General features: G+C 49.5%; 11 protein-coding genes. 10 read left to right on the top strand and 1 reads right to left on the bottom strand.

Features of this window, described 5'->3' with window-relative positions; genetic code table 11:
• The first annotated feature begins 64 nt into the window (after positions 1 to 64).
• The 10 genes from NV375_RS04755 to greA all read left to right on the top strand — a co-directional run bounded on the left by NV375_RS04755 (position 65) and on the right by greA (position 13,959).
• A complete protein-coding gene (locus NV375_RS04755; RefSeq protein ID WP_126771000.1) occupies positions 65 to 856 on the top strand; it encodes a hypothetical protein in 792 nt (263 codons plus the stop codon).
• 26 nt (positions 857 to 882) lie between these two features.
• Entirely contained in the window at positions 883 to 2,526 is a 1,644-nt protein-coding gene (locus tag NV375_RS04750) for a tryptophan halogenase family protein (protein WP_258807169.1), read from the top strand.
• A 154-nt stretch (positions 2,527 to 2,680) separates the two neighbouring features.
• Complete coding sequence (dnaK, locus tag NV375_RS04745; protein WP_258807168.1) at positions 2,681 to 4,603, top strand: molecular chaperone DnaK; 1,923 nt, start codon at positions 2,681 to 2,683, stop codon at positions 4,601 to 4,603.
• Positions 4,604 to 4,715: 112 nt separating this feature from the next.
• Complete coding sequence (dnaJ, locus tag NV375_RS04740; RefSeq protein WP_258807167.1) at positions 4,716 to 5,861, top strand: molecular chaperone DnaJ; 1,146 nt, start codon at positions 4,716 to 4,718, stop codon at positions 5,859 to 5,861.
• Positions 5,862 to 5,890: 29 nt separating this feature from the next.
• Complete coding sequence (locus NV375_RS04735) at positions 5,891 to 6,688, top strand: M48 family metallopeptidase (protein WP_258807166.1); 798 nt, start codon at positions 5,891 to 5,893, stop codon at positions 6,686 to 6,688.
• Between the two features lie 213 nt (positions 6,689 to 6,901).
• Positions 6,902 to 8,125: a dicarboxylate/amino acid:cation symporter gene (locus tag NV375_RS04730; RefSeq protein ID WP_258807165.1), complete on the top strand. Its 1,224-nt coding sequence runs from the start codon at positions 6,902 to 6,904 to the stop codon at positions 8,123 to 8,125.
• The gene (dapB, locus tag NV375_RS04725) at positions 8,125 to 8,922 is read left to right on the top strand and encodes a 4-hydroxy-tetrahydrodipicolinate reductase (protein WP_258807164.1); all 798 of its coding nucleotides are present in this window, start codon (positions 8,125 to 8,127) and stop codon (positions 8,920 to 8,922) included. Before NV375_RS04730 ends, dapB begins: the two co-directional genes overlap by 1 nt.
• A 151-nt stretch (positions 8,923 to 9,073) precedes the next feature.
• Complete coding sequence (carA, locus tag NV375_RS04720; RefSeq protein WP_258807163.1) at positions 9,074 to 10,231, top strand: glutamine-hydrolyzing carbamoyl-phosphate synthase small subunit; 1,158 nt, start codon at positions 9,074 to 9,076, stop codon at positions 10,229 to 10,231.
• A 30-nt stretch (positions 10,232 to 10,261) separates the two neighbouring features.
• Complete coding sequence (carB, locus tag NV375_RS04715; RefSeq protein WP_258807162.1) at positions 10,262 to 13,486, top strand: carbamoyl-phosphate synthase large subunit; 3,225 nt, start codon at positions 10,262 to 10,264, stop codon at positions 13,484 to 13,486.
• Positions 13,483 to 13,959, top strand: a complete 477-nt coding sequence (gene greA / locus NV375_RS04710; RefSeq protein ID WP_126770983.1) for a transcription elongation factor GreA — start codon at positions 13,483 to 13,485, stop codon at positions 13,957 to 13,959. Before carB ends, greA begins: the two co-directional genes overlap by 4 nt.
• Before the next feature lie 20 nt (positions 13,960 to 13,979).
• Here the strand turns inward: greA and NV375_RS04705 are convergent, their stop codons facing one another.
• Positions 13,980 to 14,258 carry a helix-turn-helix transcriptional regulator gene (locus NV375_RS04705; RefSeq protein ID WP_258807161.1) on the bottom strand — a complete coding sequence of 93 codons (279 nt, stop codon included), beginning with the start codon at positions 14,256 to 14,258 and terminating at the stop codon, positions 13,980 to 13,982.
• Between the last annotated feature and the right edge of the window lie 95 nt (positions 14,259 to 14,353).

Here is a 14,353-nt window from a genome sequence, read left to right as displayed (position 1 = left end):
TCTTTTTTATAGGCCGCGAAAATGGCAAACTCATAGAACGAATAACAACAACAGTGAGCAAACAATGGCGCGTATTGTGACCAAGCCTGATACTCTTAACGAACGTAATCAGGACTTTGACCAACAAGTTCTAACCGTTCCCGTTTTTTTGAATTCAGTGCCGAAATGTGGCACCCATTTAATTCGCAATATCTTTCGGATGTTTGTGCCCGTAAACCAGCAATACCACGATACTTTCATTCAAATTCCGGTTTTGCGGCAGCATGTCGGAGCGTTTAATCCGTTGCAGCCCAAATTAAGTTGGGGGCATTTGCTTTTTTCTGACGAGGCCTGCATCGCGCTTCACAAAGCGCAGCATATTGTGGTGGTCCGTGACCCTTACGACTGGGTTTTAGCGCGCGCACGTTTCTTCTTATCAGATAATTTTCAAGGTAATTTAGAGCACCTCAAGGCTGGGCAAATTAATCTTGAAGAGATTCTCAACATGATGATTTTTGGTATCCACCAAAAAGTGCCGTCATTGGCTGATATTTTCGATAATAACGCAGCAGCATGGTTGGGCACGGGTGTGAAACTGGTGCGCTACGAGGAGTTGCGCGACAACGTCGTCAATCTCGACAGCGATGAAGCAGAGTCGTATTTCCGCGAATTGTTGGCACCGCTTAACTTACGCGAATTTCCAGCGGACTGGCGCGAGCGTATCCGCGTGGGTGCGGATCGCGAGCAAAGCGGGACCTACCGCGATAACTTGAGCAATACAGCCTTTTCGATCCCGAATGAGCTACCTGAGCAACAACGTAAACTGGTTGATTATGCAGCTCCGGGCCTCCGAACGTTACTCGGTTACAACGAATAATTACAACGCACTAAGCGGAGTAGGTTATGGAAAAGCGGAAGATTCTTATTGTCGGTGGTGGCTCGGCTGGCTGGATGGCGGCTGCTTATCTCAATGGCGCGTTAAATCGGCGGGGTAATGACCATCGTGTTGATATCGAGCTACTCGAATCACCTGACACACCCCGTATTTCGGTCGGTGAAGCAACGATTCCCTCGATGCGACACTTACTCGCCGCTATTGGTATTGACGAAATGGAATTCATGCGGGTCACCGAAGGTACGTTTAAGCAATCGATCAAATATGTGAACTGGGTTCACAATGACAACAGCTTTTACCACCATCCGTTCAGTAGTCTACGCGCTCAACCTATTGATTACGCCGGTAGTGATTGGCTTCGCTCTGACCGCAGTGTGCCGTTCATGGAAACCTGCTCGATTCAGCCTTTAGTTTGTGAGTGGGGGCGCGCCCCCGTTATGTTTGGTGAATGGCGCATGGGGGCGCGGCTTAATTATGCGTATCAGATGAATGCGCAAAAATTTGCCGATTATCTGCGTGACTTCTCCACCGCTCGAAATGTTGTACATACCATGGCCAATATGGCGGAAGTGAAGAAGCATGCCAATGGCGATATTGCGAGTGTTACCACCGACAAAGGCCAAGAAATCACGGCGGATATTTTTGTCGACTGTACCGGCTTCCGCTCGCTGCTGTTGGAAAAAGAAATGGGCGTTGGCTACGAAGATTTTGGCAAGTACCTGCTTTGCGATCGTGCGGTGACGATGCACGTGCCATATGACACGCATTATCCAGGCATGGTGCGGCCTTATACGACCGCTACAGCGTTGTCGAACGGCTGGATTTGGGATATCCCCATGCAAACCCGTCGTTCGATTGGTTATGTGCATTCCAGTGCCTTCATTGATGAAGAGGCAGCCGAGCGTGAAATGCGCGCCTATCAGGGCGGCAATACCGATGATTTACCGTGCCGTTTTATACCTTTTAAAGCAGGGCGACGTCATCAACAGTGGCAAGGTAATTGTGTCGCTATTGGCTTATCTGGCGGTTTTATTGAGCCACTTGAATCGACCGGACTTTATTTGAGTGATTTAGGTGCGGTGCTACTCGCTGAGCACTTTCCTTGGCACCGAGAAGATCAAGAAATTCTTGCTGCACGATATAACCGTCTGATGACCAACCGTTATTATGAAATTCTCGATTTTATCAACATGCATTACTGCCTGACGAAGCGCACTGATACCGAGTTTTGGCGTACCGTACAAGAGCGTGAGCACATTACTGATCGCTTGCAAGCTAAGTTTGAGTTTTGGCGGCATAAGCCACCGAGTGCTCATGACTTTCAAGACCAAAATTTCGCTGCGCTTGTTGGGCAAGCCGATGGTGCGCTGCCACCGCTCGGTTCTGGTCTGATGGATGCACGCTCTCCAGTAGATACGGGCGGCTTATGGAATCACGAAAGTTACGAATGCATTTTGTATGGCATGGAATTTTTGCAAGAGGAATGTGATCAATGGTTCGGTGAGCGCCGTCCACCAACCCAAGTCAATCCGGCAATTTTGCAACGTTTGCAAATGGCGCGACAGATGCTACCGCCACATGAACTCTGGCTCCAGCGAGCGTTGGGCATGAAGGACTACCCAACAGCTGCGCGTCCAAAAGGCTGGGTTTAAGAAAAAAATTAACCACAAGGCTTGTAATCCTTTTTCGCAACCCCATAACACTGTCAACCAAAGATAAATTACCTGAGCGGGCATTGAAAAAATTTAGAGATGCCCCATATCAGGAATAACGAAGTATTTTGAATGTTGGAGTTTGGAGACAGTCATGGGCAAAATTATTGGTATTGATTTAGGTACAACGAATTCGTGTGTTGCTGTACTTGATGGCGACAAAGCACGCGTTATCGAAAACGCTGAGGGTGATCGTACAACGCCTTCGGTAGTAGCGTTTACAGACGACGGTGAAACTTTAGTGGGTCAGCCGGCCAAGCGTCAGGCGGTAACCAACCCAAATAAAACCCTATTTGCAATCAAGCGTTTGATTGGTCGTCGTTTTAAAGATGATGAAGTGCAGCGCGACATCGGCATTATGCCTTACAAAATTGTCGAAGCGGACAATGGTGATGCATGGGTTCAGATCAATGACGATAAGAAAGCGCCACCGCAAATTTCTGCTGAAATCTTGAAAAAGATGAAGAAAACTGCGGAGGACTTCCTTGGTGAGAAAGTGACCGAAGCAGTTATTACTGTGCCTGCCTACTTTAACGATGCGCAACGCCAAGCAACCAAAGACGCTGGCCGCATTGCTGGCTTGGAAGTTAAGCGTATTATCAACGAGCCAACCGCAGCTGCACTTGCTTACGGTATGGACAAAAAGAAAGGCGATAACACCATCGCTGTGTATGACTTAGGTGGTGGTACTTTCGATATTTCAATCATCGAAATCGATGAAGTTGAAGGCGAACATACCTTTGAAGTACTTGCTACCAATGGTGACACTCACCTTGGTGGTGAAGACTTTGACAACCGCTTAATCAACTACTTGGTTGAGCAGTTTGAGAAAGACCAAGGTATCGATTTACGCAAAGATCCTTTGGCAATGCAGCGTCTAAAAGAAGCGGCCGAAAAAGCCAAGATCGAATTGTCATCTGCACAGCAAACCGAAGTGAACTTGCCGTATATTACGGCGGACAACACCGGTCCTAAGCACTTGGCGATTAAAGTAACGCGCGCCAAGCTTGAGTCATTGGTTGAAGACTTGATCAGTAAGTCATTGGAACCGGTTAAACAAGCACTTGCAGATGCAGACCTCTCGGTCAGCGATATTCAAGACATTATCATGGTCGGTGGCCAAACTCGGATGCCGAAAGTACAGCAGGCCGTGACCGATTTCTTCGGTAAAGAGCCACGCCGTGACGTGAACCCTGACGAAGCAGTAGCTGTGGGTGCTGCGGTGCAGGCTGGTGTGTTGCAAGGTGACGTGAAAGATGTCTTGTTGCTTGACGTGACCCCATTGTCGCTCGGTATCGAGACCATGGGCGGCGTGATGACCAAACTGATCGAGAAGAATACGACGATTCCTACGAAGCAGTCGCAAACCTTCTCAACTGCTGAAGACAATCAGTCAGCGGTAACTGTTCATGTTATCCAAGGTGAGCGCAAGCGTGCGGCAGATAACAAATCATTAGGTCAATTTAACTTAGAAGGTATTCGCCCAGCCCAACGTGGTGTACCGCAAATCGAAGTAACCTTTGACCTCGATGCTGACGGTATCTTGCATGTGTCTGCGAAAGATAAAGACACAGGTAAAGAGCAAAAGATCACCATTAAAGCTTCATCAGGCCTGAGCGACGAAGACGTCGAGAAAATGGTACGTGACGCCGAAGCACATGCTGAGGAAGACCGTAAGTTTGAAGAAATGGTGCAAGTACGCAACCAAGCAGACGGCTTAGTGCATGCGACTCGCAAGCAACTTGAAGAAGTTGGTGATAGCTTAGATAGCGCGGAGAAAGAGAAAATCGAAGCGGCTATTGGTGAGCTAGAAGCAGCTGTGAAGGCGAACGATAAAGAGCAAATCGAAGCCAAACAGCAGGCATTAATTGAAGCTTCTAGCAAGCTCATGGAAGCGGCACAGCAAAAAGCACAGCAAGCTGGTGCTGATGCAGGAACTGGCGAGCAACAAGCAAAGCAAGACGACGACGTTGTTGATGCTGAGTTTGAAGAAGTCAAAGACGACGAGAAAAAGTAAGCACACGCCCACCGGGTGTCTGTGATAACAACGCACGGGGGTTGCCAGCAGGTGGCCTCCGTGTGTTTGTGTCAGGACGAAGCAAATTTAGAAAAGTGGAAGACGCAAGATTATGGCGAAACCAGATTTTTATGAAGTGCTGGGCGTAAGCAGAGATGCTAGCGAACGCGACATCAAAAAAGCTTATAAGCGTATGGCGATGAAGTATCACCCAGATCGTACCAAGGGTGATAAAGAGCTAGAGCTTAAATTTAAAGAAGTGAAAACAGCGTATGAGGTCCTTATGGACCCACAAAAACGCGCAGCCTACGACCAATATGGACACGCAGCCTTTGAACAAGGCCAAGGTGGCTTTGGTGGTGGCGGTGCTGGCGCAGCCGACTTCGCGGATATTTTTGGTGACGTGTTCGGTGATATCTTTGGCGGCGGACGTCGCGGTGGTGGTCGTGCGCAAGCGGCACGCGGTGCTGATTTACGTTACAACCTTGAGTTATCGCTGGAAGAGGCGGTGCGTGGTAAAGAAGTCGAGCTGAAGATACCGAAACTATCAGAATGTGAAGATTGTGACGGCTCAGGTGCACGTAAAGGTAGTGGTGCAGAAACCTGTTCACACTGTCATGGTGCCGGCCACATCCAAATGCGCCAAGGCTTTTTTGCGGTGCAGCAGCCATGTCCGCACTGTCGTGGACGCGGCAAGGTCATTAAAGATCCATGCCGCACCTGTCATGGCGAAGGTCGCGTAGAGCGCACTAAAACCCTGAATGTAAAAATTCCGGCAGGCGTTGATACCGGCGACCGTATCCGCTTAAATGGTGAAGGTGAAGCGGGTGAAATGGGAGCTCCAGCGGGCGACTTGTATGTGCAGGTTCACGTGCGCGAGCATCCGATTTTCAAACGTGATGGCAATAATTTATATTGTGAAGTACCTTTAAGCTTTACGCATGCAGCTTTAGGTGGCGACATTCACGTGCCGACATTGGAAGGCAAGGTGAAACTGAAGATACCGGCGGAAACGCAAACCGGTAAGCTGTTTCGTTTGCGTGGCAAAGGTGTCCGTTCAGTTCGTACTGGCGCCACTGGCGATCTCATCTGTAAAGTGGTGCTCGAAACACCGGTCAACTTGTCAGAAAAGCAGAAGGATTTGTTGCGCCAATTGGATGAGTCGATGGGCAGTGGCGATGAAGCCGCACGTTATCGTCCGAAAGAAAAAGGCTTTTTCGATGGCGTAAAACGTTTCTTTGATGACCTCCGTGGCTAGTCGCGGAGGCGAAAGCTAGGAGAAAGCATATGCGCACCTTGAAGAAGGTTTTAATCGCAACGGCAGTCGCTGGACTGGTGGCTTGTACACAATCGCCGACAGGTCGTTCGCAACTGCAACTATTTAGCAGCGATGAGCTGGCTCAACTGGGTGCGCAAAGTTATAGCTCCATTAAAGAAAAAGAAAAAGTTTCGCAAGACCCTGCACTCAATCAGTACGTGCAATGTATTACCAATGACCTAATTGCCGTGCTGCCATCGCCATGGTCGCAGCAACAGTGGGACGTAACGGTATTCGAGAGTGAGCAGGTGAATGCGTTTGCTTTGCCGGGCGGAAAGATTGGTGTTTATACCGGTCTCATTGATGTTGCCGAAAATTCCGATCAATTAGCCGCAGTTATCGGCCATGAGATTGGCCACGTGATTGCTCAACATAGCAATGAGCGGATGTCGAATCAGTTTGCGGCAGGTCTTGGTTTGCAGCTTGGTGGTATGCTCATCGGTCAAGAAATGGATAGTGATCAAGCGGCGTTGGTGATGGGTGTGCTCGGTGTGGGCCTACAATTAGGTTATATTTTGCCTTACTCGCGGATTCACGAGAGTGAGTCAGACGAACTAGGCATGCGCTATATGGCGGCTGCTGGTTATGATCCGCGCGAAGCGGCCGACTTATGGCGCAATATGGCCAAACAAGGCGGACCAACGCCACCAGAATTCTTATCTACGCATCCATCGCCACAAACCCGCATCGATGCGCTAGAGCAATTAAGCGCAGAAGCAATGCCAACCTATCGCCAAGCCCCCCGCTCTAACTGTCCAAAACCTTAACAGCGTTCTTTGCTGTTCGCGGTTGGTAGCCCGTGGTTCTACCACGGGTCAAACCTAACGTATTGACCATTTTCGTTGAATTCAACATAGCCCGTGGTAGAACCACGGGCTACCCGTAATGCCGAACGTAGGAATAACGAATAACCAATCGTTCTAATCGAAAACAATGCAAGCCCCGTACAATACGCAAAACTTCAATAGCGAAGAGGATGTATGCTGAAAACGTGGTTTGCGATTCCGTTCTGGCAACGGGTGCTGGGTGCCTTTGTGATAGGCGTTGTGGCCGGCTTACTGGTACCTGATGTAGCGGTGCAACTGAAGCCGCTGGGTGATGTATTTATTCGAGCATTGAAAATGCTCGTGGCGCCGCTCATTTTCTGTGCGATTGTAAATGCGATTTTGCAGTTTGGTGAAGGCGAAGGGCTCGGCCAGATAGGTGCGAAGACGGTTGGTCTGTTCTTGTTAACTGCGGTAATTGCCAGTGTCATTGGTTTGAGTGTCGGTAGTTTGTTGGACGTGACGGCGACACAAGACTTGAGTGCAGCTGCAGACTATCAAGAGAAAGAGGTACCGGGGCCTGCTGCAGTATTCTTAAATATGATTCCGGTCAATCCGTTTGCGGCATTAGCCGAAGGTAAGATCTTGCAGATTGTTGTGTTCGCTGCGTTAGTGGGGATTGCGATTCGCCAAGTGGGAGAACCAGCTCGGGCTTTAGGTAATGTACTAAAGTCTGGTGCACAGGTGATGTACCGTATTACCAAAATGGTGTTGGAACTTACGCCGTTTGGGGTCTTGGGCTTGATGGCTTGGGTTGTGGGGCATTATGGGCTAAGTAGTTTGGCGCCATTGGCGGCCTTTATTGGTGCCATTTATCTGGCGTGCTTACTCCATATTTTCTTAACCTACGGGACTTTGGTGCGTTTGGCTGGGATGTCGCCCTGGTACTTTTTTAAATCTGTGTTTTCGGCGCAGCTCGTGGCGTTTACTACTTGTAGTAGTTTTGGCACGATTCCGGCGGCGCACCAAGCGATCACGGAACGTTTAGGGGTGAAGAAGTCTTATGCGAGTTTCGTGTTGCCACTAGGCGCGACGATTAATATGGATGGTTGTGGTGGAATTTATCCGGCTATTGCATCGATTTTCATCGCGCAACTTTATGGTATTCCGCTAGAGTTCACTGACTACTTGTTAATTACCGCGACGGCTACCTTGGCATCGATCGGTACCGCAGGCGTGCCCGGCACTGCTTTAGTGATGCTGACCGTAACCTTAAATGTGATAGGCTTACCGCTTGAAGGTATTGCTTTTATCGCTGCGGTCGACCGAATTATTGATATGATGCGTACAGCAACAAATGTAACCGGCGATATGGCGGTTTCCGTCGTCCTGGGTCGGCAGGAACGCGAACAAACTTTAGCAATGGAATCGACATCTTGATGAGAGTTGGAGTAATTGGCGCTAGTGGGCGCATGGGGCAAGCAGTCCTGCGAGAATTGTCTGAGTCTGAACTAGTGCCGGCTGCGGCAGTGGTAAGGGCGCACTCAGCCCGTCTTGGACAGTCTACCTTGGCAGGACTAAATTTTTGTGCCGGCAGCGAACTGCAAGCTGGCGCTGTTGATGCCCTTATCGACTTTAGTTTACCTGTAGCTTTAGCGAGTAATTTGCAGCTCGCGCAGCGCTTGAATGTGCCTATTGTGGTTTGTACAACAGGGTTAAACACCGAACAAGAGGGGCTGTTAGAGAGTGCCGCGAAGTCGATTCCACTGCTTTATGCGGCAAATACGAGCGTCGGTGTTTGTTTGCTCGAGCAATTGGTGCAATTGACCAGTGCGAGTCTACCCGCTGCCGATATTGAGATAACCGAAGCCCATCATAGTGCGAAGCGCGATGGCCCATCGGGTACGGCACTATTACTTGGCAAGGCCGCAGCTCGAGGCCGTGGTGTGAACTTCGCTGACGTCGATGCTGGCGTTCGCGGTGATGGCTTGCGTGAGTCGGGCAGTATCGGTTTTGCGGTACTGCGCGCCGCCGATATTATTGGTGAACATGCGGTACTCGTTGCACAGCCCGGGGAGCGCATCGAGTTACAGCATCGTGTGACGGATCGACGTATTTTCGCAAGCGGTGCTGTGCACGCTGTGCAGTGGCTTGTTGAGCAACCTGCTGGACGTTATTGCATGGCGGACAGTTTAAACTTAAGGGATCATCTTACGACGTTACTGAAACAAATTTAGCTAGACGCAGCAGCGCTTTTTTTATAGAATACGACCAATTTGCCGACGCAAAGTTGGCAAGCTGAAAACGCGCACTTTTAAGCTGGTGCAAGGTAATCAACGGGGAAGTCAATTTTTGATTCACCCGTTTTTTTATGTACGGAGGTTAACCTTGAGTATTCTAGCGAGCCATTCAGCGAGCAAAGCCATTTTGGTGCTTGCGGATGGAACTGTTTTTCACGGCACAGCTATCGGTGCCGGCGGCACGGCAGTCGGCGAAGTTGTTTTTAATACCGCCATGACCGGCTACCAAGAAATTCTCACCGATCCCTCCTATGCTGAACAAATCGTTACTCTCACATATCCCCATATTGGCAATTACGGCACCACCCACGAAGACGAAGAATCCAACCGCGTTTGGGCTAAAGGTCTGGTGATTCGTGACATGTCACTTAAAGCAAGCAACTTCCGTCAAGAGCAATCACTAGGTGACTATCTGCGGCAGCGAAATGTGGTGGGTATTGCGGATATTGATACGCGCAAATTAACACGCATTCTGCGCGAGAAAGGGGCGCAAAACGGCTGTATCATGGCCGGTAATGTCGATGGTGAATTGGATATCGATAAGGCGCTAGAGCTTGCCCGCGGTTTCCCGGGGTTACAAGGTATGGATCTCGCCAAAGAGGTGACGATTCGAACGCCACACGAGTGGACGAGCACCAGTTGGCAACTTGGCGAAGGCTTTGGGGAATTAACTGAGCCTAAGTTTCATGTTGTTGCCTACGACTATGGCTGTAAGCGTAACATTTTGCGTATGTTGGCGGACCGCGGCTGTAAAGTCACTTTGGTACCCGCACAAACCCCCGCAAAGGATGTCCTCGCACTGAATCCAGATGGCGTGTTTTTGTCGAACGGACCAGGCGATCCAGAACCTTGTGACTATGCGATTACAGCGATTCGCGAGCTGATTGCGGCGAAGCTACCGGTTTTCGGTATCTGTTTAGGTCACCAATTATTAGCGCTGGCGAGCGGTGCGAAAACTGGCAAAATGAAGTTTGGTCACCATGGTGCCAACCATCCGGTGCAAGATCTAGCTACTGGCCGCGTGATGATTACCAGTCAGAACCATGGCTTTGCGGTCACCGAAGATAACCTTCCGGACAATTTAAAAGTGACGCACAAATCACTCTTCGACGGCACGTTGCAGGGCATCCACCGTACGGATGTGCCGGCCTTTAGTTTCCAAGGTCACCCTGAAGCAAGTCCAGGGCCGCACGATGCCGCGCCATTGTTTGATCACTTTATTGAATTGATGAGCCAGCACGCCTAAGCGTTGCCGGAACGGAGGACGAATTTAATTATGCCAAAACGTACCGACATAAAGAGCATCCTCATTCTTGGCGCTGGCCCAATCGTGATTGGCCAGGCCTGTGAGTTTGATTACTCGGGCGCTCAAGCTTGTAAAGCTTTGCGTGAAGAGGGCTACAAAGTCATTCTGGTGAACTCGAATCCAGCCACCATTATGACTGACCCAGAGATGGCTGATGTGACTTACATCGAGCCGATTCACTGGGAAGTGGTTGCCAAAATTATCGAAGTCGAACGCCCAGATGCAGTGTTGCCGACCATGGGTGGGCAGACGGCATTGAACTGTGCGCTTGACCTTGACCGTCACGGTGTACTCGAAAAATATAACGTCGAAATGATTGGCGCGAATGCTGATGCGATTGATAAAGCTGAAGATCGCGACCGTTTCGATAAAGCGATGAAGGCGATTGGTCTGGAAACACCAAATGCTGAAGTAGCGCACAATCTAGACGAAGCATTTGATGTACTTGATCGCTTGGGCTTCCCATGCATCATTCGGCCGTCGTTCACGATGGGCGGCAGCGGTGGCGGTATTGCCTATAACCGCGAAGAATTTGAAGAAATTTGCCGTCGTGGTCTCGACCTTTCAACCACCAATCAGTTGTTGATTGACGAATCGTTGATCGGTTGGAAAGAATACGAAATGGAAGTGGTACGCGACAAAAATGATAACTGCATTATTGTCTGTGCCATTGAAAACTTTGATGCGATGGGCATTCATACCGGTGATTCGATCACGGTAGCTCCGGCGCAAACGTTAACGGACAAAGAATACCAGTTGATGCGTGATGCAGCGATGGCAGTGTTGCGCGAAATCGGTGTGGAAACCGGTGGTTCAAACGTCCAGTTCGGTATCGATCCAAACACTGGCCGTATGGTAGTGATTGAGATGAACCCGCGCGTTTCACGCTCTTCAGCGTTGGCATCAAAGGCGACAGGCTTCCCAATTGCAAAAGTTGCGGCCAAGTTGGCAGTGGGTTACACCCTTGATGAACTTGAGAACGAAATTACTGGTGGCGTAACTCCGGCATCGTTTGAGCCTGCACTTGACTACGTGGTTACCAAAATTCCACGCTTTAACTTTGAAAAATTTGCCGGTTGTAATGACCGCTTGACCACGCAGATGAAGTCGGTGGGCGAGGTGATGGCAATTGGTCGTAACCAACAAGAGTCATTACAAAAAGCACTCCGTGGCTTAGAGATTGGCGCCACAGGATTTGATCCTATGGTTGACCCGTCTGATCCAGAAGCACGCGGTAAAGTTATTCGTGAGCTTAAAGAACCAGGTGCCGAGCGCATTTTTTACATTGCCGATGCCTTCCGCTTAGGCATGACGGTACACGAGGTATTTGAGCAGACGCGCATCGATGAATGGTATTTGATTCAGATCGAAGAAATCGTCTTGCTGGAAGCTGAAATACAGAAGCTTGGCATGGCGGGGCTTGACGAGCGTGTGTTGCGCGTGTTGAAGCGCAAAGGCTTCTCGGATGCACGTATCGCCGACATTCTTGATGTTGCTGAAGCAGAAATTCGCCGTCGTCGTCACGAGCTCAACGTGGTACCTGTTTACAAGCGTGTTGATACCTGTGCGGCAGAATTCGCATCAGATACGGCTTACATGTATTCAACCTATGACGAAGAATGCGAAGCGGCACCATCGGATCGTGAGAAGATCATGGTCATTGGTGGTGGTCCAAACCGCATTGGTCAAGGCATCGAGTTCGATTACTGCTGTGTTCATGCCGCGCTGGCACTGCGCGACGACGGTTACGAAACCATCATGGTTAACTGTAACCCAGAAACGGTTTCAACCGATTACGACACCTCCGATCGCTTATACTTTGAGCCAATCACTTTGGAAGACGTGTTGGAAATCGTGCGTGTTGAACAGCCGAAAGGCGTGATTGTTCAGTACGGTGGCCAAACGCCATTGAAGCTGGCTCGTGAACTTGAGGCGAATGGCGTTCCTGTCATTGGTACATCGCCTGATGCGATCGATCGTTCTGAGGACCGTGAACGCTTCCAAAGTGCAGTACGTCGATTAGGCTTGAAGCAGCCAGAAAACGCTACGGTCACCAAGGTTGATCAAGCATTGCGTGAAGCTGAGCGGATTGGCTACCCACTGGTTGTGCGTCCAAGCTACGTACTCGGTGGCCGTGCCATGGAAATCGTCTACGATGAAAGTGACTTGCATCGTTATTTGACCGATGCTGTGAAAGTTTCCAACTCGGCACCGGTGTTGCTGGACCGTTTCTTAGACAACGCGATCGAGGTGGATGTAGACGCCATTTGTGATGGGCAAGACTTGTTCATCGGCGGCATTATGCAACACATTGAACAAGCCGGCGTGCACTCAGGTGACTCAGCTTGTTCCTTGCCGTCTTACTCGTTAAGCGACAAAATTCAAGACGAGCTGCGCGAGCAAATGCGTAAGTTAGCTTTTGAATTGAACGTTCATGGTCTTATGAACGCACAGTTCGCCATTAAAGATGATGAAGTGTATCTGATTGAGGTGAACCCACGTGCGGCGCGTACAGTGCCTTTCGTCTCGAAGGCAACCGGTGTGCCTTTAGCCAAAATCGCAGCGCGTGTGATGGTAGGGCAAACCTTACAACAGCAGGGCTACACTAAGGAAGTTATTCCGCCGTATTTCTCGGTAAAAGAAGTGGTTATCCCGTTCGCTAAATTCCAAGGTGTGGATCCAATTCGTGGGCCAGAAATGCGCTCTACCGGTGAGGTCATGGGCGTTGGTGAAAGCTTTGAAGAAGCTTACGCGAAAGCGAACCTTGGTGCTGGTGAAGCGCTGGCGAAAGCGGGTAAAGCCTTGCTGTCGGTACGTGACGGCGACAAAGCCCGCTTGTTTGATCTTGCGCGTGGCTTGCTAGGCCTCGGCTTCTCGTTAGAGGCCACTCGCGGTACAGCGAAGATGCTTAGCGAAGAAGGTATTACCTGTTCGGTAGTGAATAAACTGCAAGAAGGCCGGCCAAATATTGTTGATGCAATTAAAAACGGCGAGTACAGTTACATCATTAATACCGTAGAAGGGCGCCAGGCAATTGAAGACTCCGTCTACATTCGTCGTGAAGCACTCTTGAATAAAGTGATTTACACCACCACCTTAAATGCAGCCTTTGCCACTGTTAAAGCAAATACTGCAGATGATAGAGCACGGGTAAATTCACTGCAGTCATTACACAAAAGGGTTCAAACAGCATGAGTCAAATTCCAATGACGACCCGCGGCGCCGAGATGCTGCGGGAGGAATTGAAGCGTCTAAAAACTGAAGATCGACCACGCATCATCCAAGCGATTGCCGATGCGCGTGAACACGGTGACTTGAAAGAGAATGCCGAATATCACGCTGCACGCGAGCAGCAGGGCTTTTGTGAAGGGCGTATTCAAGAGATTGAAGCAAAACTGTCAAATGCACAGATTATTGACGTTACTAAGGTTCCTAACCAAGGCAAAATAATCTTTGGCTCGACGGTGACACTTTACAATACGTCAACCGATAAAGAAGTGAAGTACCGTATTGTTGGTGATGATGAAGCGGATATCAAACAAAACCTGATCTCTGTGAATTCACCCATTTCACGTGCGCTCATTGGCAAGCAAGTCGATGACGTGGCGCGAGTGAACACGCCTAACGGCGAAGTTGAATACGAAGTCGTGAGTGTGGAGTATATTTAAAGCCCACGTCTAACGAATTGTCACTTCTCATCATTTAAGAGCGCGATTAATTCGCGCTCTTTTTGTTTGCGCTCTGGGCCACTCTGCGGCGCACCTTGATAATAGTCTTGCACATCCGGAAAGACTTCTTCGATTGGACGCTCCAAGACTTTTGCAAGCGCAACAGCGACCGATCGCGATCGAGCCTTGCGCGACGCCACTTTCGAGATGAGAGACGGGCTTTTGCCTAACGCTTTTGCGAGCATCGAAAAGTCGAAACCGCGTTGCGCTAATTCCATTTTTATTTTTTGACTATCCATTGTGGCTCAGCTGTGGTTGAATGTTTTCTTGTGAATTCACTGTGAGTTCACATAGAATTCAAATGATTTGTTTTAGAAGTCAAAAGACACTATTT

This window comes from Pseudidiomarina sp. CB1 (assembly GCF_024752025.1).
Classification (GTDB): Bacteria; Pseudomonadota; Gammaproteobacteria; order Enterobacterales; family Alteromonadaceae; genus Pseudidiomarina.
This window is presented reverse-complemented; position numbering and strand designations above follow the sequence as displayed.